This is a genomic window from Sphingobacterium sp. G1-14, from assembly GCF_002196555.1.
Taxonomy (GTDB): Bacteria; Bacteroidota; Bacteroidia; order Sphingobacteriales; family Sphingobacteriaceae; genus Sphingobacterium; species Sphingobacterium siyangense.
The window spans coordinates 1-20,245 of record NZ_CP021381.1 but is presented as its reverse complement, the minus strand read 5'-3'; the positions used below and the strand labels follow the sequence as shown (position 1 = coordinate 20,245).

The following is a 20,245-nucleotide window of genomic DNA, read 5'->3' as shown; positions in this document are numbered from 1 at the left end:
GGGCAAATTTAGTTATTAGATATGATATCTAACAGCTTACATCCATTTTTTTTACGTTATTTTTATTGAAAATGTCAGTTCCTCTCAGCCAGCAAGAATCCTATATATATTTATCCCCTATTACGCTATCTTTACGTGAAGTTTTTCTGTTTAATATATGCTTCTAAACCGTCAGCTGATTATGATAAAAACAACTTTTGGTCTGATTGCGGAATGAATCCCAGTTCCTGAGCCTTTTCAAACATCTTCGTAATCGCATCACGTCCTTCAAGCCCCAGCTCTACTGAATATTTATTGACATAAAGTTCAATATGCTTGTACATCACCTCTTCACTCATTTCCTGTGCATGCGCACGAATAAATTCAAGTCCAGATTTCGGATTGGCAAATGCGAATTCTACACTTTCCTTTAAAATTGTATTCAACGTATCCTTCACCTCTTGTGGCAAACTACGTTTTACGACAATTCCTCCAAGAGGAATCGGAAATTTTGTCGTCTTCTCCCAGTACTCGCCCAGATCCACGACTTTATGCAGTCCTTTTTCAGCATAAGTGAACCTATTTTCATGAATAATCAATCCCAAATCAATGGATCCATCAAGTAAGGCTCCCTCAATATCCGAAAAAACAAGTTCCACTTTATTTTTTAATTCGGGGAATGCCAAGCTTAATAAAAAGTTAGCGGTTGTATACTTTCCTGGATACCCCACTTTCAATTGATCGAATCCCTCCAGGCTCTCAGCTCTTTCTAATTTTTGCTGAAGTAATTTCGCTAATTTCGGATCCTTCGTAATCAGCATAGGCCCTACACCAAATCCTAAAGCACTACCTGCATCGAGCAGTTCATAATCTTCAACCGCGTAGGCAAAGGCATGATAGCTCAGCTTGGTGATGTCAAGATCGCCTTGAAAAGCTTTCAAGTTCAAGGTCTCCACATCTTGATATTCCACCTCAAAATCCAGTCCTTTGGTATCTATCTTATGATGAATCAATGCATCAAAAATAAATGTATCGTTTGGACATGGAGAAAATCCTAATGTTAATTTCATGTTGTACAAAATTTTTCCCATCCGTCAGATGGGATTTATGAATTTTAATCAAACCGTAATTCTATGCGTTATCAGGTAAAGTATCATTGCCAAGAAAGTACTGGCAATAATTCCTTTTCCGAGATGATCGTTCCCCGATCGATACGCAAAACGTAAAAGCACTAAATTAACCAATACGGCTATGGTATAGATAGCCATGGGTTTCTCGGGTAAAAAATGAAGTTCAAGATCCGTAAAACGTACTAAAATATGAGCCAATACTGGAGATACAGTACCGATACCCAATCCTATCCAGAGATTATTTTTCACGTTTATCGTCTCCCTTTGTATTTCCCAGATGATCAAAGCTCCATGAGTTCAATTCTGGGATAGCGTGATGTGCCGTCATATCGAACTGTGTCGGAACGACAGATACATAACCATTGGCCAATGCAAAACTATCGGTATCTTCCCCCCTGTCCTGCAAGACAAATTTACCCGTTGTCCAATAATAATCGCGATTGTGCGGATCAATGCGTTCATCAAATTCTTCTACCCAATGTCCGCCTGCCTGTCTACAAATTTTAATACCTTTAAAACCTGCTGTTTGCGGAAAATTAACATTCAGCAATGTATTTTTAGGAAGACCATTCGCCAGCACCTGCTCGGCAATAGAAATCACGTAAGGTCTGCAATAGCTAAAATCCGCATCATGGGAAAAGTTATCGAGCGAAAAACCAACAGAAGGAATCCCTTCAATAGCCCCTTCTACCGCAGCAGACATCGTACCGGAATACAAAACATTGATTGAATTGTTGAGCCCATGATTGATTCCCGAGACGCATATATCTGGTTTTTGTCCTTTAAAAACTTTATTCACCGCAAGTTTCACACAATCTACCGGTGTTCCTGAACACTGATACATTTCAACCCCTTCATATAAATTGATTTTATCCAAACGTAGCGGTCTACCAAGTGTAATGGCGTGCCCCATTCCAGATTGCGCCGAATCAGGAGCAACGACAACTACATTTCCGATTTTCTGCATCTCCTCCAATAGCACCTTAATCCCCGGCGCTGTGATACCGTCGTCATTAACAACTAAAATATTGGGTTTCATATGTAAATAATTTCTTTTTTAAAGGTCATCAGGAATCCCCAGTTCAATCCATCTGTGTTTATGCTTTTAGAATATGAGGATTTCCTCTTTACCATATACGAAGTTAGTAAATCTGAAACCGAGATGTAAATAATATTGACACAACAGGCAATTATTATCTGTAAAGGTCGCTCATTAGGACATGGCAAACAGCATAAGCGACTGTCGAAACAGGGGGCAAACGAACACAGGGAAGCTGCAAGAGAGCGATGAGTTTAGGTGCAGCAAACGAAGATGAGATGGTAACCAAGTTATATGTTTTAACAGTGCTTATTCAGTGCTCGTTCAGTGCTTGTTCAGTGCTTGCTCAGTAACGACTGACTAAATACTGATTAATCACTGTCTAAACATTGGTTAAATATTGTTATTCGGTACAATTTGGTAGGGGTGTGATTTACCACCGATTACTACGACATCGTTTGCGTAAGATTGTGTCGTTATTGACAAATATTAGCCCTAAATTTAGCATTCAAACAGACAAACAAAGATAATAATTCAGTTATGAGCATTAATTTTGAATCCCGTTACGCAATAGGGCCAAAGGAATACAAAACTTTAGATACACAAGGGTTAAGGGAAAATTTTCTAATTGAAACAGTTTTTGAAGCAGACAGAATTAATTTTGTCTATACCCACTATGATCGCTATATGGCTGGTGGAGCAATGCCTGTAAGCTCAAAAATCAAATTAGATACCATTCCCGCATTATTAAAAGAACCTTACTTCCTTTCTAGAAGAGAGTTGGGTATTATCAATGTCGGTGGGAACGGTCAAGTTGAAGTTGACGGCATTACCTATGATCTCAATACCAAAGAAGCCCTTTATATCGGCCAGGGTGCTCAAGAGGTTTATTTTTCAAGCAAGGACGCCGCACAGCCCGCAAAATTCTATTTAAACTCTACACCTGCACATTGCAGCTACCCAACTAAAAAGGTAACGAAAGAAGATGCAAATAAAATAGAATTGGGTTCATTGGAAACAGCTAACCACCGTACGATAAACCAGATGTTATTGAACAAAGTGGTACAAACCTGCCAATTACAGATGGGAATGACCGAGTTAAAACCGGGCTCAGTATGGAATACAATGCCATCCCATACCCACGATCGTCGTATGGAAGTCTATTTCTATTTTGAATTACCAGAGGGACAGGCGGTATCACATTTTATGGGACCCATCGATGAGACCCGCCATATTTGGATGCACAACGATCAGGCTGTAATTTCTCCACCATGGTCAATTCACTCCGGAGCTGGAACTTCCAATTATACCTTTATATGGGGAATGGCGGGTGAAAATTTAGATTATGACGATATGGACAAATGTGCCATCACAGAATTGAAGTAATATGAAAAAAACACTCGTATTGAGTTTAGCGCTAGGACTTTCAACACTTGCTTTTGCGCAGAACAACAAAACCATTACTGTAAACAACTCTTCCGCTAGCGCAAGAACAGAGTTGATCAGCATCCCTTATACAACATTCGAGAAACACTTCGACCTGAAAAACAGTGTATTTACGATTGTGGATAAGGACAAAAAGGAACTCGCCTATCAACTTGAAAAACTAGGAAAACCGACGGCACAAAATATTTTAATCCAAATAACCGTTGCTCCTAAAAGTTCAACAACCTTCGGGGTAAATGGGAATAAACCCACAACTATTGCTTCCAAGACCTATGCAAGATACGTCCCTGAACGCAAAGATGACTTTGCATGGGAAAACGATATTGCAGCGTTTAGAGCCTATGGAAAGGCTTTAGAAGGTAGCTCTGAGGACGCACAGGGTTTTGACTTCTGGGCAAAACGTAGCAATGACCTTGTTGTTGACGAATGGTATAAAACCGGGGATTATCATGCCGATCATGGCAAAGGATTAGATTATTATTCCGTCGGACAAACCTTAGGTGTTGGTGATGCAACCCCCTTTATTGACGAACAGGTTGTTTACCATAAGCATTATCGCCAATACGAGGTATTGGACAACGGTCCGCTGCGCTCCACATTCAAACTTATCTATGAACCGGAGAATGTAAAAGGTCAGCAGCTACAGGTTGAAAAGACCATTTCCTTAGATGCTGGGAGTCAATTGAACAAAATAAGCTATTCCATCAAAAACGCAACCTCTGCCGCTACACCAATTGTTGTGGGGATCGCTAAAAGAAAAGAGGAAAAACCTCAGATTCTAAATGATGTAGAGAATGGCATTTTAGCGTATTGGGAACCTGCAGAAGGAGATAAAATTACTGGAACTGCGGTTATCCTACCAAAAGTAAAATATGTATTCAAAGATAGTCCAAAACAATTTTTACTGGCAACCACCGTCAAAAATGATAAACCACTGGTTTATTTTGCGGGGGCTGCATTCAATAAAGCGGGTAAAATAGGTAGTTTTGAGCAATGGCAGTCTTATTTAAAAACATTTAAAAATAATTTAGATCAACCGTTAACAATAAAATATTCAAAATAATGTCCATACTGCAATCTTTTGACTTAAGTGGGAAAGTAGCCTTGGTAACAGGCTGCAAAAGAGGAATTGGCAAGGCAATTGCCGAAGCATTGGCTGAAGCCGGAGCAGATATTATCGGCGTTTCAGCGTCATTGGAAACTGAAGGCTCTGCAGTAGAAAAATCCGTAAAAGCATTAGGCAAAAATTTCTATGCCTATCAGTGTGATTTCTCTAAACGTACAGAACTTTACAAATTTATCGAAAAAGTAAAATCAGCGCATCCGACGATTGACATCCTGTTTAACAATGCTGGAAATATCCTTCGTAAACCTGCTGCCGAGCATCCAGATGAATATTGGGATGAAATTATCGAGATCAATCAAAATGCGCAATTTATATTAACACGTGAAATTGGAAAGGACATGATTTCACGTGGAACTGGAAAGATCGTATTTACAGCATCCTTGTTAACTTTCCAAGGTGGCATCAATGTTCCGGGATATGCCGCTTCAAAAGGTGCTGTAGGATCTTTAGTAAAGGCTTTTGCGAATGAGTGGGCTTCCAAAGGTGTCAACGTAAACGGATTTGCTCCAGGATATATTGCAACGGATAATACCGAGGCCCTTAGAGACGACCCTGAACGCTCTAAGTCCATTTTGGACCGTATACCTGCAGGTCGCTGGGGAACCCCAGAAGATTTTAAGGGGCCAGCTGTATTCCTCGCTTCAAAAGCGTCTGACTATGTACATGGAACCATCCTTACAGTGGATGGTGGCTGGATGGGAAGATAACAATCAACCTTTACGATGAATTTGTTTTAAGAGTCTTTATCCGAAGGGGTAAAGACTTTTTTTACAATTCTAAATCCCAGATTACTAAAAGATGCATTGGGACTAACTGAACCTATATAGACTGTATTAAAAGCAGCACAGCTATTTTTACTACACCACCAGGAGCCTCCTCGGGCATGGGCAATAGAGCGATCACCATCTCTTTCAAGCTTTCCGGTACAAAATTCAAAGACATTTCCAAAGATGTCATAAAGCCCCCATGGATTGGGTTTGAATTTTCCGACAGGAGAAGTATACAGATAGCCATCGGAATAATCCGCTTTCAAATGATCTCTTCCATGCCATACATTTGCATATTCACCCATATTCTCCTTACTGAAACCTTCAAAATAATAACCTTCGCTACCCGCTCTTGCCGCCACCTCCCATTCGTCAAAAGAGGGCAATCTACAGTTTGCCCATGTACAATATGCTAGCACATCCTTATAGGAAATGCAGGTAACAGGATGATCCATCTTAGCCTCAATGCCGCCACGACTTACGCCATTCGGAAAGCGCCAATAGGCTGTACTATCCTGTAGCCAACGAAACTCCGCCAAGCCAGGCTCAAAGACCATGGCGTTGTGATAGCGTTCTGCTAATGTTTTATAGCCTGTTGCTTGAACAAATTTCTCAAATTCAGCATTTGTCAGCTCAAACTTAGCGATCCAAAACGATTCAACTTTTACAACTCTTTTGGGATTGTCTAGGCTACCTGTATCACCCAAATGATAGTCTCCGGCCGGAATTTGGATATAGTTTCCAGCTTGGGCTTCACATTGGAGATGTAAAACAATCAATCCCATCAAATAGAGTAATTTCCTCATTCTCCTTGCCGTTTGTTATAATACAAATTTGAAGTTTCGAATACTAAAAATCCAACTGCACTACTTGCTTTTTTCTCATCGTAATATTTAAGTGCCCGACTAAAGATCAGCGCCTCATTTTCTTTATTGTAATTTAGATAGGAGTAATAATTGCTATTTTCTCCATATAACTTTTTAAAAGACGTAGACTTTATAAATTCACTATATTCACCTCGTTTCATCAGCAACATCAATAAGGTCAGGGCATCTTTGTCTTTCGGTGTTTTCTTGGCATAATCAATAATAAAAGGAATCATTTGCCAACCGTTTAGTTCCACTAGGGCATGCTTATAATTTACCCCCATCCGTTTGCTTCGGATAACAGATTCCTGGATAAGTTTGATTACTGAATCCCTATTCTCCTGCAAAAAATCGGTCTGTCTTTGCGACCAGGACGACTCATTAAAACCGTCCAATAAGGTACCGAAGATTTTTTTGTCGATCTGCGTTTGGTATTCAGGTATAGCGCAATTCTGTGCATATAGTTCTGCGTGAATCATGGTATAGGTAAACTTTTCGCGCAGGGATAGCTTTTTAAAATCAGTAGCCGAAATTGCATTTGTTCCAGCATCGGTCGTTTCTTTATCTTCTTCGGGGATTATTTTTGCGATTAACGCCTTTACTTTGTCCAAACCATAGGGCGGGATGGTCATTTTGTTCCGCACTTCGATAGCGGCAGTATCCATAAAAAGACTCTCGTCATCCTCCGGATTTGTTTGTGCAAAAACACCTGCCCAACACAGGAAAGAAATAAAAAATAAAAGTCCCCTTTTCATATCGTATGATTTAATATCTTTTAAAAATAAAGAAATTACTGCTACAAAAATTATTCCTCTTTATTATATAGAACTTCCTTTCGCCACGATCTGCCTTTTCCTAATTGCAATGATTTCTAAATACAATAATTCCTTTTTGTAATGAATACCCTCTGCTCCTAACAAAAATCCCCGGATTTAATAAAACCCAGGGATACTATATTTCTTTTACTTTTGTCTATATCAAGAATATAAACCTTTCTTATCGATAAACTCTATCACCTTTTGCGGTACAAAAAATTGAATATTTTTATTTTCCTTGATTGCCTTTCGCAAAAAGGTAGAAGACAATTCCATCAATGGTGTAGCTGTGATGGTGATTGAAGGATGATCCTTAAGCTTTCCACCATCATATCCAGGACGTGGATAGACATAAATCTGGTAGTCGCGTAAGATAATATCCGCATTTTTCCATTTTTCCAAAGATTCCAAACTATCTTCTCCCATAAGGAGCACAAATTCACGATTGGGATATTTTGCTTTTAAATGGGTGAGTGTATCTATCGTATATGACGGTATTGGTAAATGGAATTCAATATCTGTTACCCGCAGGTGTTCAGCACCCTCCAAAGCCAGATTTAACATCTCCAGACGATCATAGGGATCTGCCAATGTAGATTTCTTCTTAAATGGATTTTGAGGAGAGACCACAAACCAAACTTCATCCAATTCAGTGAAACTGGCCATATAATTGGCGATGATCAGGTGCCCTATGTGCACCGGATTAAAAGAACCAAAATACAGACCAATTTTTCGCATGGACTTATTTATTGATAAATCCCATAACAATTTCTTCAGCTTCGGCACATGCGGTAGCTAAATCAAAGTTATTCAATATGACATCAAATTTATTAGCATAGGTAAGTTCCAGTTCAGCTTTGGCAAAACGTTCCTTCAATTTTTCTTCTGAATCCGTTCCACGTCCTGTCAAACGCTCCTTAAGCACTTCCAATGAAGGTGGCTGTACGAAAATAGAAATTGCCTGTTCTGGAAATTTTGATTTCAAACGTAGTCCACCAACCACATCGATATCAAAAATAACATGTTTACCTTCTTTCCAAATACGTTCAATTTCTGAACGCAAAGTACCGTAAAATGTTCCTGAATATACTTCTTCAAACTCGATGAACTCCTGTTTAGCGACCTTATGTAGAAACTCCTCCTTTGACATAAAATAATAATCTTTTCCGTCTACTTCCTGTCCTCTGGGGTCACGGGTACTCGCCGAAATGGAAAACTCGATTTTATCGCCATGTTTACTTAAAAGATCTCTTACTATTGTTGTTTTACCCGCTCCTGACGGGGCCGAGAATATAATTAATTTACCGCTCATCCTTATAATACGTTGAGCAATTGCTCTTTTATTTTTTCTAATTCTTCTTTCATTCTAACCACAATCTGTTGGATTCCGGCATGATTGGCTTTAGAACCAAGGGTATTGATTTCTCTACCCATTTCTTGTGAAATAAAACCTAATTTTTTACCATTTGAATCGGCTGAATCAAACGCTTTTAAAAAGTAGTTGCAATGGGCGCGCAATCTCACTTTCTCCTCAGTCACATCCAATTTGTCGATGTAGTAAACAAGTTCCTGCTCAAATCGATTTTGATCGACATTTTCTTTACCTACCGTATCATTCAAAAATTGCTCGATACGCTGTCTGATCAAAGGTATACGTTCTACTTCCAAAGCCTCTACCTCAGCAAGGTAAACTAAAATAAGCTCAGCCCGCTTTTTTAAGTCTCCAGCAAGTACATTTCCCTCATCTTCACGAAATGTATTAAAACGTTTGACGGCATCATAAAAAGCATCCATCAATACCTTAGACTCCTCGTCATCAACCGAATCATCATTGTTCGTGATTACCTCAGGCATATTTAATGCGAGTTCAAACAGGTTGACATTCGTATCGTTGAGCTCTACAGCAATCTGCTGCAATTGACTATAATATTTTTTGAGTAAATCAGCATTAATGGAAGACGCCTTCGCAGTTTGATCCGTGTATTCAACCGTTACATTCATGTTAACTTTACCACGTTCAATAAGTTTGCTACTTTCAGTACGCAGGGTTAATTCTTTGTCCGAAACAACTTTGGGCAAACGAAGATTTAATTCAAGGAATTTTGAATTTAAGGACTTTATTTCGACACTATATTTAACTTTACCGTTATCAGCGGAAGCTGTGCCATATCCTGTCATGGATTTTATCATATGCAAAGGTATGACTTTTCAGTAAAAATTAAATACACTGTATCGATTAATTGCTGATACTCGCCAAATTACCTTTCTTTTTATTTTACCAATCGTGTTTAGCGATGATAACTACTAAGTAACTTTCATAAGGTTTGGCACCTTTGCATTCAACATAACCAATCCCAATATCATATAGCGAAGCGTTCCACTGATCCATGCCCAATAAATGGGTACGATGATGATAACCCGGAGCTTCCTTTCCAATAATTAAGGCCTTAATGCCAGCGGTAGCACCGGATCGGTTGGCCGCAATGGACTCAAAATTGTTTGCATTTCGTTTTGACAGCCATGCCGGATTAAGCTGATATCCTGCCTCGTCAATGAAATAATTAGGTCCATAGCCCTCAGGTGAGACATGGTCAAAATAAGAACGTTTAGCCATATCTTTTGCACGATAAACCGCAACCTCGGCCAATTGTTTATTCCAATTGAGTTTGGTTCGTTTAATCTTCTGCAGATTAAAAAGCTTAAGTTCCTTCTTATACTTTTCGGGATTTGTACGAATTTTGTTCAAAAGCTCATAGGCCTCGATGGCTTGACCATGATCGACAACCACACGTTGGGCAAAAATAGACTGTGTAAAAAGCAGGGTAAATGCTAAAACCAAATAGTTCATACGTAAATAATCTCTTCTTCAATGACCTTACGAAATATCCAGATGATATTGCCAGCTTAACTTAATTTTATCGCGTCCAAAATACATTTGGGCACAGTACCTGTACTTTTTCAATAGGAATATTTCGTATCAATCCTTTAACCCTAAAAGACCATATTTAGTATGCAACGTTTAATCTTTTTTTGATTTATTTGTAGTCAGAAATTGTATAAGCATGGGTATTAGGCTAATAAAGATAACGACCAAAATAACAAGGGAGAAATTATGCTTAAAGAATGGCAGCTGTCCAAAAAAATAACCTGCAAGCATAAACAATGAAACCCATAATATACCGCCAACTAAATTATATGTTCCAAAGATCCTGTACGGCATTTTACCAATACCGGCTACAAATGGCGCAAAAGTCCTAACAATGGGCACAAATCGCGCGTAAATAATGGTCCTCGTTCCATGTTTCGCATAAAAATCCTGTGTTTTTTGCAGGTAAGTCGGCTTAAATATCCTTGATCCTGGCTTAAAAACACGTATTCCAACATATTTACCAATTTCATAATTCACGAAATCCCCAGAAATAGCGGCGAAAACTAAGATGACCATAAATAGTGGTAAAGAAAGCGGACAATCGGGGCGGGCAATTATCGCACCCAGGGCAAATAAAACTGAATCACCAGGAAGAAATGGGGTAAAAACAAGTCCTGTCTCCGCAAAGATGATTAAAAACAAAATCAGATAAGTCCAGTTTTCATAACTATTGATCAGTTGCAAAAGATGCTGGTCGATATGCACTATAAAATCAATAAACTGTGAAATGATTTCCATTTTTTTGATCTATAAAAAAAGGGAATCTTATTGGATTCCCTTTTTAGTTTTTATCTTTTCTTTAATAAGCTCGAAGATTATTGGCAATATCGATATAAAAATAATGATCAATACGACCTTCGAGAAATTATCTCTGATAATCGGAATATTTCCTAAAAAGTATCCTGCGAGGGTTATACCACCCACCCACAAGACAGCCCCTACGACATTATACGTAATGAAGGTGCCATAATTCATCTTTCCAATCCCCCCAACGAAAGGCGCCAAGGTACGTACGATAGGTACAAATCGAGCGATAACGATTGTTTTACTGCCATATTTCTCATAAAAAGAATGAGTCTTGGCAATTTGCTCATCTTTGACTACCTGCTTACCAAAGAGCTTAAATTTCGTTAGGCGCATACCAAAATTCTTACCAATAGCATAGTTTAAGGAATCCCCAGAAACCGCGGCTACCAATAAAATGAGAATCATCAACCATACGTTAAGATCATTTGGTTGTGCGGCTAGCATGCCCGCTGCGAACAATAAAGAATCTCCTGGTAAAAAAGGCATCACAACCACTCCGGTTTCTACAAAAATAATAAGAAACAGAATAAGGTATGTCCAAGTCTGATAATCATTGACTATTTCAACCAAATGTTTATCAATATGGAGAATAAAGTCTATAAGATGCGTAATTAGTTCCAAACCCTGACGAAGATTAAGCGTTGTTTAACATAACAGGCATCACCAACATCAAAATATCTTCATGATCTTCAGATACGGCCGGAATCAATAAACCGGCACGATTTGGCGTACTCATCTCCAAAACAACTTCTTCACTCTCTAAGTTATTTAACATCTCCACGAGGAATTTGGCGTTAAAACCGATTTCCATATCATCCCCTTCAAATTGACAGGACAAGCGTTCATGCGCTTCATTAGAGAAATCTAAATCTTCTGCAGAGATATGCAATTCACTTCCTGAGATCTTCAGACGAACCTGATGGGTTGTTTTATTAGCAAAAATCACCACACGTCTCAAGGTATTTAAAAACAATAATCGATCTACAGTTAACTTGTTAGGGTTGACTTGAGGGATTACAGCAGCATAATCTGGGTAACGTTCATCAATCAAACGACAGATCAAATTAATATTGCCAAAGCTAAAGAACGCATTGGTTTGATTATATTCTATCGATACTGTAACATCATCGGATGGTAGCGACGATTTGAGCAATGAAAGTGCCTTTTTCGGCAAAATAAGTGATGCTGGTTTTTCAGCACCAATATCAGTTCTCGAATAACGCACCAACTTGTGCGCATCAGTAGAGACAAAAGTCACATTCTTTTCAGCTAATTGCACCAAAACACCGGACATCGCAGGTCTCAATTCGTCGTTACTGACAGCAAAGATTGTTTTACTGATCGCTTCTGACAAAATAGGAGCTGGCATCTGAATAACGGACCCGTTATCGATTGAAGGAATTTTAGGGAAATCGTCGGCATTCTCTCCACTCAATTTATATTTTCCATCACCTGCACTGATCTCAATAGCCAAGGTATTCATATCTACTGAAAATGCTACTGGTTGATCTGGTAAGGTTTTTAATGTCTCGATCAAAATCTTCGAAGGCATGGCTACTCTTCCCTCTTCTTTTGCTTCGATCTGTAAGGAAGTAACCATACTAGTTTGCAGATCCGTAGCAGAAATAGTCAAGTTATTGTCTTTTATTTCAAAAAGAAAGTTTTCCAAGATAGGCAAAACAGTACTTGTACTGGATGCGCCATTGATAGCTTGTAACTGCTTTAATAAAATTGATGTTGATACAATGAATCTCATTTCCTGAATACTAATTATTATGTGCAATAATACACAAATTAATCAATATTTTTCAGTTTTATAGGCTGCTTTCTTTCCACATAAAGAGATTTCGATCGTTCAAATAAGCAATTGTATTTCAATTAATAAGCACAGCGCCAAAAGTATAGAAAGCAAATTCGGCCCGATAAATCACAATATTTATTACATTTGTATAATAGCAGTAGTGTATGCAGTTTAAAGAGATCATTGGGCACAAAGACATCAAAGAACATTTAGTTCGCACGGTTCATGAAAATCGTGTGAGTCATGCGCAATTATTTCTTGGTCCAGAGGGCTCTGGTAGCCTTGCATTAGCCTATGCTTATGCACAGTTTTTGAATTGTGAAAACCGACAGTCAACCGACAGTTGTGGCGAATGCCCCTCTTGTCGAAAATATAATAAGCTGATCCATCCCGATCTCCACATGTCCTATCCTTTCATAGCCAAACATAAGGAAGATACGGCATCCGATTATGCGGACAGCTGGCGAAAATCTTTTTTATCCAATCCGTACATGGGATTGGAGTATTGGCGCAATCAATTGGATGCGGACAACAAACAGGTCAATATCAATATTGCCGAGGCGCATGGGATCATCAAAAAACTAAGCCTCAAATCCTTCGAAGCTGAATATAAGGTTTTAATTATGTGGCTGCCCGAATACCTGGACACACAAGGCAATGCGCTGTTAAAGTTAATCGAAGAACCACCCGAAAAAACGCTCTTTATTCTGGTTGCAGAAAATCAGGACAAAATATTAAATACGATCATATCGCGTACGCAATTGGTCAAAATAAAGAAACTGGATCATAGTGAGGTAACACAATACTTAAAAACGGTACATCAACTTTCGGATCAAGAGGCGTCAGAGATTGCTTTTATTGCAGATGGAAATCTCCAGGAAGCAACCAATCTATTGCACGCGCAGACAAATAATCATTTTGGCATTTTAGTCAATTGGTTACGTTTCATTGTTTCAGATGCGGGAACCAATATGATCTCTTTAGTGGAAGAAGAGCTCTCAAAAATGGGGCGAGAAAACCAAAAAAGCTTTCTTTTTTATGCAATTAATATGATGCGTCAAATTATATTAATCAAAGAAGGGCTTTCCAGCTTAGTGTTCTTACCGGCCAAAGAATTGGATTTTGTCCAAAAATTTGCCGTACACTATACCGTTGAACAAATTGAAGCAACAATAAATCTATTTGAGGAAACACATTATTTTGTAGAAAGAAATGCAAATCCCAAAATATTATTTTTAGATTTATCTTTGCAGTTAACATTAATATACAAGTACAAAACGTTTCCGAAAGGAACTCAATATATAATATAGAAAACTATGGGATGTGGCAGTTGCTCATCCGGCGGAGGTTGCGGTACTACCACGACAAATGGTACACCAGCAGGATGTCAGAACAATGGCTCTTGCATGACTAGCGGATGTAATAAATTAGATGTATATGACTGGCTTTCCGATATGGATATGCCTTCAAACTATAAACCATTTAATATCGTCGAAGTACGATTCAAGGGATCACGAAAAGATTTCTTTATTAATGTAGACAATACCTACCTTGAAATGGGGGAAATGGTCGTTGTAGAACCTTCTACTGGTGGCTATGATGTCGGACATGTCTCCTTAACGGGTGAATTGGTCAGACTACAATTAAAAAAGAACAATGTTACCCCAGAAACGGTAACTAAAAAAATCTATCGGAAGCCCAATGAAATGGATGTAGAGAAGTATAATGCAGCAAAAGATCTCGAATGGGAAACTATGCACAAAGCACGTAAACTGGCTTTGGACCTGGGTTTGTCCATGAAGATTTCTGATGTTGACTACCAGGGCGATAAAACCAAAGCTACCTTCTACTACACTGCTGAGGGCCGCGTGGATTTCCGTGAGCTTATCAAAAAAATGGCTGAAGCTTTCAGAATACGCATTGAAATGCGCCAGATAGGTATGCGACAAGAAGCTAGCCGTCTCGGTGGAATCGGCTCCTGTGGTCGCGAACTCTGCTGTTCAACCTGGCTAACGGATTTCAAAACAGTATCCACGTCGGCAGCACGTTATCAAAATCTTTCTTTGAATACGTTAAAGCTAGCGGGACAATGCGGAAAATTAAAATGCTGTCTCAATTATGAATTAGATAGTTACATGGATGCTTTAAAAGACATCCCTAATAATATCGACCGCATCGAAACGCTAAAAGGAGTTGCTTATCTTCAAAAGACCGATATTTTCAAGAAAATGATGTGGTTCTCTTTTCCTGGAGCTGAAAATTGGATCGCCATTCCCGTTCAACAAGTCAAAGAGTTTGTCGAAATGAATAAGCAGGGGATCAAACCGGAAGCAATTTCGAGTGCAGTAGATAACGATGAAGTCAGAGAAGAGAAAAATATCAATTACGATTACGAAAATGTAGTCGGACAAGATAGCTTAACTCGACTTGATGACCGGAATAAAAGAAAGAAAAAAAGAAAATCCAAAAGCAATACTGTCAAACCTGAAAGTAAGGTTGGACAAAAAACTGAGAAGTCCGAACAAAGTACACCTAGACAAAGTGCTAAACCTCAGATTTCGACCGATGCTGGAGCTCCAAGCGCGAATAAAGAGAATAAAGAAGGATCTAACAACAGACCCAAAAAGCGCTTCAATCGCCATCGGAATAAAAACAAAGGTAATAACAACAATGCTGCACCGAAAGCAGAATAAAAAAAATATGCCTAATTTTAACCCATTAGGCATATTCTTTTTATAAATAAACATGAAACTCAAAAGCTCTCCCTTCCTTATTGGTTTGTTATGTATTGGCATAGGGTGTTCTTGTGACCAAACTTTTGTCATAAATGAAAATAAACCCATTGATAATAAAGCTTGGCTGAATACATCACCGCCTAGTTTTCAATTTCATATCGGCGACAAGACCAAACGATACGACGTATTGATGGATGTCCGTCATACACGGGAATATGCTTTTTCCAATCTTTTTGTACTTATTTACCAACGAGGCCCAGATAAAAAACAATATACTTATCGTAAAGAAATAAAAATGGCCAGACCGGATGGAAAATGGCTTGGAAAATCCTCTGGCAGCTTGTATAACAATCAATCCATCATCCATAAAGATTACCTATTTCCGGATACAGGAATTTATACGATTTCCATCGAACAGAACATGAAAGAAAATCCGTTGAAAGAAATCACAGACGTAGGGTTAACCATTGTTCCAAAATGATACGCTTATTACGATATCTATTATTTCCTTTTACCATCATCTATGCCCTTGTGGTGTGGATAAGAAATCGATTATATGATCTTAAGCTGCTTCCATCGCGGTCTTTTGACATTCCAACCGTAGTTATAGGAAATCTTGCCGTTGGTGGGACAGGAAAAAGCCCAATGACTGAATTTGTGGTATCCAGCCTTAAAGGTCACTTTAAAACAGCAATACTCAGTCGGGGGTATGGACGCAGCACCAAAGGTTTCTTATTGGTACAGACGGATTCATCGGCTATGGATGTCGGTGATGAGCCCTTACAGTTCAAAAATAAATTTCCGGCTGTCACTGTTGCAGTTTGTGAGGATCGTTGTACTGGAGTTGAAAAACTTCAGTCAACCCATCAACTTATTATTCTGGACGACGCTTATCAACACCGAAAATTATCGCCTCTTTTCAATATATTATTATTTGATTTTTTATCATTTTCTCACCCTATGCTCGTATTTCCCACAGGAAACTTTAGGGATCTCCTTATGGAGGCTAAACGCGCACAGATCATAACGATTACGAAATGTCCTATTGATCTTTCTAATGAGCAAAAAAAACGGATAGAAAACAAAATCAGGTATTATAACAAAGAAGCTTTAATAGTATTTAGCTATATCGACTATCTTGAACCCATCAATAGTAAAGGAAATCTAATCGATGTCAAAGGCAAAGATATTATTTTGGTTACGGGTATTGCTAAACCTCAACCCTTAGTAGATTATCTCCAAAACAAAACCAATTCAATCCAACACATTTCCTTTAAAGATCATCATTCTTTTACTGAATCGGATATCAATCAAATTGCAAAATCTTACCACGATCTGGCGAGCAGCAACAAGATCGTATTGACAACTGAAAAGGACTTTCAGCGACTAAAACCTTTTAAACAGCAATTTACTGCAATTGATTTGGCTTATCTGCCGATCGGTCTTCAATTTCACGACCCTATCCAACAGGAAATATTCCATGAAAGGCTATATAATGCAGTGGCTCAAAGTGTTAATCAACCTTAAATTTTGTTAAGATCAGATGCTATACTAAACTTTTTCATCAAATTTATATTCTATATGTAAACAGAGAATCTCAAAAGTTTTCGCTCTGTCTATAATGAACAAATTGAGTGTATACCCGATATTCGGCACTCATGATATAAACTATACAAAGATGAAAAAGAAAATTTTAATGGCAGTAGCTTGTCTATTTTTAAGTGCTACAGGAGTTTTTGCCCAACAACGTCAGCAACGTAGTCCTGAAGAACAAGCTAAAATGCGCGTAGAGCATTTAGACAAATTATTAAGCCTAAATCAAACGCAAAAAGATTCGATCTATAACCTTACATTAAGTCAGGCTCAACAACGGGCTGCTCTTCGAAATGATGGTGGAGATCGAAAAGCGAGTATGGAAAAATTTAAGCAGCTTCAGGAAATACAAACAACCAAAATCAAATCATGGCTTACTCCAGACCAAGCTAAGCTATTTGACGAACAACAAGAAAAAATGAAAGAAAGAATGTCTAAACGTTCCGACAATTAATAAAGCTATCTTAGAAAAGGCCTTGTTTTTTGACAAGGCCTTTTTTATTTCACGTTCAGTTTTATTCTGACGTTATCATCACAATTAAGTTCGTCTAACTTTATCGATCCTGTTAACTGTGCAATAACAGCGATATCATCAATTTTTGCATTTCACACCATATATAAAAATCCATATTACAATGAATTACAATTAGTTAATGTTAAAACTTTGTTAAAGTAACATAGTTGATACAATATAAATACCCCTTTCCGAGTTTTTATAGCAAGATCGTTTAATTGTAACTTTTTAAATACAATAGATATGAAAAAGCTAATTTTAACAGGAATAGGATTCATTCTAGCGATGGGCCTAACGTTTGCACAACAGGGTAGTCCCGAAGATGCAGCTGCTAAAGCAACGACTGAACTTGTACAGAAACTGCATCTGAATGATGAGCAAAAAACTGCAGTATCAACTATTCTATTGGATCAGGTAAAAGCAGAACAGACAATAGTAAAAGATACTGGGTCTTCTGCTCAAGCGAAAAGCGAAGCGCTTAATAAGCTACAGACTGAAGTAGATACCAAAGTCAGTCAATTACTTACCGAAGATCAGAAATCGCTTTATCAAAAAGTCATAACTGAAAGACCAGCTAAAGCTGTGCCGACCGCAGCTGAGCCTACGAAAACTGAATCTGGTCAATAATCGAAAACAAAGTAAAATTAGGTAGCAGAAAAACATTGAATAATTTCATCTAAAATTGAACATCATGAAAAAGTTATTTTTAGCAGGCATAGGTTTCTTCCTAGCGATGGGCCTAACATTTGCACAACAAGCACAAACAACACCGGAAGAAAATGCAACAAAGGTAGTGACTGAATTAGTCACAAAGCTGACATTAAATGACGAGCAGAAAACTGCGGTATCAACAATCGTATTGGATCAAGAAAAAGCTATAGCGGCTGTCATTCAGGACTCCACGACTAAGGTTGACGTCAAAAAGGAGAATATTGCCAAAATACAGGGTGAATCAGATACTAAAATAGCACAGTTGCTAACAGATGAACAAAAAGTTGCTTATCAGAAATATGTAACTGAGCGACCTCCGGTAAACATTCCCGCAACGCAAGAAACAACAGAACAAAAAGAATCCGGTAACGGACAGAGCAATCAACAACAACAATAACCATTCGAGAACGAATGAAAATCCTCTGGGTATGTAATGCATATCCAGAGGATTTTTTATGCCTTACAAGGCCTTAAATACATTAAAAAAGGGCTGTCCAAGTAATATGGACAGCCCTTCTAGTGTTTTGCTTACGATAATTGACATTAAGATTTTAATTTTTTCATAATGTCACTTACATAAGTTTTAAATTTCTTGTCAGTTTCAATTAAATCCTCTACGGTTTGACAGGCATAAATGACTGTCGAGTGGTCTCTTCCTCCGAAGAATGCTCCAATCGATTTTAGTGAAGATTTGGTATGTGCTTTTGCTAAGTACATCGAAATTTGCCTGGCCTGCACGATTTCACGCTTTCTAACTTTCGACTTTACCATATCCACAGGAACTTCAAAATATTCACAGACTAATTTTTGAATAAAGTCCATTGAAATTTCCTTATGGGTATTCTTCACAAAATTCTTCAACATGGATTTTGCTAAGCCCAAATCGATCTCTTTTTTGTTCAAAGTAGACTGAGCCAATAATGAAACCATGGCTCCTTCCAATTCACGAACGCTGTTATCGATCTGTGTTGCGACGTACTCCACTACATTTTCAGGTAAGTCAATACCATCGGAATACATCTTCTTCTTCAAAATTGCCATTCTCGTCTCAAGATCAGGAATCTGAATATCTGCAGATAATCCCCATTTAAAACGACTAAGCAAACGTTCCTCCAAACCAGCTAAATCCTTAGGTGCTTTGTCTGAAGTCAAAATAATTTGCTTTCCAGATTGATGCAAATGATTAAAAATATGGAAGAAAATATCCTGTGTTTTTTCTTTACCGGCAAAGTTATGTACATCATCCATAATGATGACATCCATTGCTTGATAAAAGTTAACGAAATCATTGATTGTATTATTTTTCAATGAATCCACAAACTGCTGACAGAATTTCTCACAAGACACATAAATGACCAGTTTATCGGGAAGATTTCTCTTGATTTCATTTCCGATTGCTTGGGCAAGGTGTGTCTTTCCCAAACCAACATCACCATAAATCATCAAAGGGTTGAATGAAGTACCACCTGGCTTATTCGCTACAGCGTAACCTGCAGAGCGAGCAAGACGATTACATTCACCTTCGATAAAATTTTCGAATGTGTAGTTTTGATTCAATTGCGGATCAACCTGCAATTTTTTCAATCCAGGAATAACAAATGGATTTTTGATATCTCTATTTAAAGATACCGGTACAGGGATAGATTGTCTTTTCCCTTCTGCTCCATTGCCGTTCGATGGAAGATTAGTCGTATAGGGATGAGAAGCTGAAGACTTCTCCACTACAATATTGTATTCCAATCTACCTTGTTCTCCTAAAAATTTCTTTACGGTCTTACGAAGAATTCCTACATAGTGTTCTTCCAGCCACTCATAAAAAAATAAGCTAGGCACTTGAATAGTCAAAACGTCACCCTCCAAACGGACTGCTTTCACAGGTTCAAACCAGGTCTTGAAACTTTGCGCTGGTATATTATCTTTGATAATCGAAAGACAATTATTCCAGACACTTGAATACGTTTTTTCCATTCTAAAATTGTTAATAAGT

23 protein-coding genes are annotated in these 20,245 nt (G+C 38.2%); 10 read left to right on the top strand and 13 right to left on the bottom strand.

Annotated elements, in window-relative coordinates:
• Nucleotides 1-179: 179 nt before the first annotated feature.
• Genes CBM24_RS00115 through surE form a run of 3 tightly spaced genes read right to left on the bottom strand, consistent with a single transcriptional unit; the run spans nucleotide 180 to nucleotide 2,148 of the window.
• The gene (locus CBM24_RS00115) at nucleotides 180-1,049 is read right to left on the bottom strand and encodes a menaquinone biosynthesis family protein (protein WP_088159757.1); all 870 of its coding nucleotides are present in this window, start codon (nucleotides 1,047-1,049) and stop codon (nucleotides 180-182) included.
• Between the two features lie 48 nt (nucleotides 1,050-1,097).
• On the bottom strand, nucleotides 1,098-1,358 hold the full coding sequence (locus tag CBM24_RS00110; RefSeq protein ID WP_075990446.1) for a hypothetical protein: 261 nt from the start codon (nucleotides 1,356-1,358) through the stop codon (nucleotides 1,098-1,100).
• Entirely contained in the window at nucleotides 1,348-2,148 is an 801-nt protein-coding gene (surE, locus tag CBM24_RS00105) for a 5'/3'-nucleotidase SurE (RefSeq protein WP_088159756.1), read from the bottom strand. Before surE ends, CBM24_RS00110 begins: the two co-directional genes overlap by 11 nt.
• 540 nt (nucleotides 2,149-2,688) lie before the next feature.
• Between surE and kduI the strand changes: the two genes are divergently transcribed.
• Genes kduI through CBM24_RS00090 form a run of 3 tightly spaced genes read left to right on the top strand, consistent with a single transcriptional unit; the run spans nucleotide 2,689 to nucleotide 5,427 of the window.
• Nucleotides 2,689-3,534 (top strand): 5-dehydro-4-deoxy-D-glucuronate isomerase, encoded by an 846-nt coding sequence (gene kduI / locus CBM24_RS00100; protein ID WP_088159755.1) that lies wholly within the window; start codon nucleotides 2,689-2,691, stop codon nucleotides 3,532-3,534.
• Nucleotide 3,535: 1 nt separating this feature from the next.
• Nucleotides 3,536-4,657, top strand: coding sequence for a DUF4861 family protein (locus CBM24_RS00095; protein ID WP_088159754.1), 1,122 nt, complete (start codon nucleotides 3,536-3,538; stop codon nucleotides 4,655-4,657).
• Between the two features lie 5 nt (nucleotides 4,658-4,662).
• Nucleotides 4,663-5,427 (top strand): SDR family oxidoreductase, encoded by a 765-nt coding sequence (locus tag CBM24_RS00090; RefSeq protein ID WP_172840746.1) that lies wholly within the window; start codon nucleotides 4,663-4,665, stop codon nucleotides 5,425-5,427.
• A 26-nt stretch (nucleotides 5,428-5,453) separates the two neighbouring features.
• Here CBM24_RS00090 and CBM24_RS00085 read toward each other — a convergent pair whose 3' ends face one another.
• From CBM24_RS00085 to dnaN, 9 genes are all read right to left on the bottom strand, one after another.
• The gene (locus CBM24_RS00085; protein ID WP_088159753.1) at nucleotides 5,454-6,293 is read right to left on the bottom strand and encodes a formylglycine-generating enzyme family protein; all 840 of its coding nucleotides are present in this window, start codon (nucleotides 6,291-6,293) and stop codon (nucleotides 5,454-5,456) included.
• Nucleotides 6,290-7,108: a hypothetical protein gene (locus tag CBM24_RS00080; protein WP_088159752.1), complete on the bottom strand. Its 819-nt coding sequence runs from the start codon at nucleotides 7,106-7,108 to the stop codon at nucleotides 6,290-6,292. Before CBM24_RS00080 ends, CBM24_RS00085 begins: the two co-directional genes overlap by 4 nt.
• Nucleotides 7,109-7,330: 222 nt before the next feature.
• Nucleotides 7,331-7,906, bottom strand: a complete 576-nt coding sequence (nadD, locus tag CBM24_RS00075; protein ID WP_075990440.1) for a nicotinate (nicotinamide) nucleotide adenylyltransferase — start codon at nucleotides 7,904-7,906, stop codon at nucleotides 7,331-7,333.
• 4 nt (nucleotides 7,907-7,910) lie between these two features.
• Nucleotides 7,911-8,480, bottom strand: coding sequence for a guanylate kinase (gene gmk / locus CBM24_RS00070; RefSeq protein WP_075990439.1), 570 nt, complete (start codon nucleotides 8,478-8,480; stop codon nucleotides 7,911-7,913).
• A gap of 2 nt (nucleotides 8,481-8,482) precedes the next feature.
• On the bottom strand, nucleotides 8,483-9,358 hold the full coding sequence (locus tag CBM24_RS00065; protein ID WP_083663423.1) for a YicC/YloC family endoribonuclease: 876 nt from the start codon (nucleotides 9,356-9,358) through the stop codon (nucleotides 8,483-8,485).
• Between the two features lie 85 nt (nucleotides 9,359-9,443).
• Nucleotides 9,444-10,016 carry a CAP domain-containing protein gene (locus tag CBM24_RS00060; protein WP_088159751.1) on the bottom strand — a complete coding sequence of 191 codons (573 nt, stop codon included), beginning with the start codon at nucleotides 10,014-10,016 and terminating at the stop codon, nucleotides 9,444-9,446.
• Nucleotides 10,017-10,187: 171 nt separating this feature from the next.
• On the bottom strand, nucleotides 10,188-10,835 hold the full coding sequence (locus CBM24_RS00055; protein ID WP_088159750.1) for a DedA family protein: 648 nt from the start codon (nucleotides 10,833-10,835) through the stop codon (nucleotides 10,188-10,190).
• Nucleotides 10,836-10,862: 27 nt separating this feature from the next.
• The gene (locus CBM24_RS00050; protein ID WP_075990435.1) at nucleotides 10,863-11,525 is read right to left on the bottom strand and encodes a DedA family protein; all 663 of its coding nucleotides are present in this window, start codon (nucleotides 11,523-11,525) and stop codon (nucleotides 10,863-10,865) included.
• A 13-nt stretch (nucleotides 11,526-11,538) separates the two neighbouring features.
• The gene (gene dnaN / locus CBM24_RS00045) at nucleotides 11,539-12,660 is read right to left on the bottom strand and encodes a DNA polymerase III subunit beta (protein WP_088159749.1); all 1,122 of its coding nucleotides are present in this window, start codon (nucleotides 12,658-12,660) and stop codon (nucleotides 11,539-11,541) included.
• Nucleotides 12,661-12,869: 209 nt separating this feature from the next.
• On the opposite strand from dnaN, the gene CBM24_RS00040 reads away from it, so the two are divergent.
• From CBM24_RS00040 to CBM24_RS00010, 7 genes are all read left to right on the top strand, one after another.
• Nucleotides 12,870-14,015 carry an ATP-binding protein gene (locus CBM24_RS00040; RefSeq protein WP_088159748.1) on the top strand — a complete coding sequence of 382 codons (1,146 nt, stop codon included), beginning with the start codon at nucleotides 12,870-12,872 and terminating at the stop codon, nucleotides 14,013-14,015.
• 6 nt (nucleotides 14,016-14,021) lie between these two features.
• A complete protein-coding gene (locus tag CBM24_RS00035; RefSeq protein ID WP_198386006.1) occupies nucleotides 14,022-15,398 on the top strand; it encodes a stage 0 sporulation family protein in 1,377 nt (458 codons plus the stop codon).
• Between the two features lie 52 nt (nucleotides 15,399-15,450).
• Nucleotides 15,451-15,921 (top strand): gliding motility lipoprotein GldH, encoded by a 471-nt coding sequence (locus tag CBM24_RS00030; RefSeq protein WP_088159746.1) that lies wholly within the window; start codon nucleotides 15,451-15,453, stop codon nucleotides 15,919-15,921.
• A complete protein-coding gene (gene lpxK, locus CBM24_RS00025) occupies nucleotides 15,918-16,967 on the top strand; it encodes a tetraacyldisaccharide 4'-kinase (protein WP_088159745.1) in 1,050 nt (349 codons plus the stop codon). The genes CBM24_RS00030 and lpxK overlap by 4 nt, the downstream gene beginning before the upstream one ends.
• A 151-nt stretch (nucleotides 16,968-17,118) precedes the next feature.
• Nucleotides 17,119-17,487 (top strand): hypothetical protein, encoded by a 369-nt coding sequence (locus tag CBM24_RS00020; protein WP_145328250.1) that lies wholly within the window; start codon nucleotides 17,119-17,121, stop codon nucleotides 17,485-17,487.
• 303 nt (nucleotides 17,488-17,790) lie between these two features.
• Nucleotides 17,791-18,174 (top strand): hypothetical protein, encoded by a 384-nt coding sequence (locus CBM24_RS00015; protein WP_088159744.1) that lies wholly within the window; start codon nucleotides 17,791-17,793, stop codon nucleotides 18,172-18,174.
• Nucleotides 18,175-18,238: 64 nt separating this feature from the next.
• Nucleotides 18,239-18,655, top strand: coding sequence for a hypothetical protein (locus CBM24_RS00010; protein WP_088159743.1), 417 nt, complete (start codon nucleotides 18,239-18,241; stop codon nucleotides 18,653-18,655).
• Between the two features lie 146 nt (nucleotides 18,656-18,801).
• Here the strand turns inward: CBM24_RS00010 and dnaA are convergent, their stop codons facing one another.
• Nucleotides 18,802-20,226 carry a chromosomal replication initiator protein DnaA gene (gene dnaA, locus CBM24_RS00005; protein WP_046672557.1) on the bottom strand — a complete coding sequence of 475 codons (1,425 nt, stop codon included), beginning with the start codon at nucleotides 20,224-20,226 and terminating at the stop codon, nucleotides 18,802-18,804.
• Nucleotides 20,227-20,245: the final 19 nt, after the last annotated feature.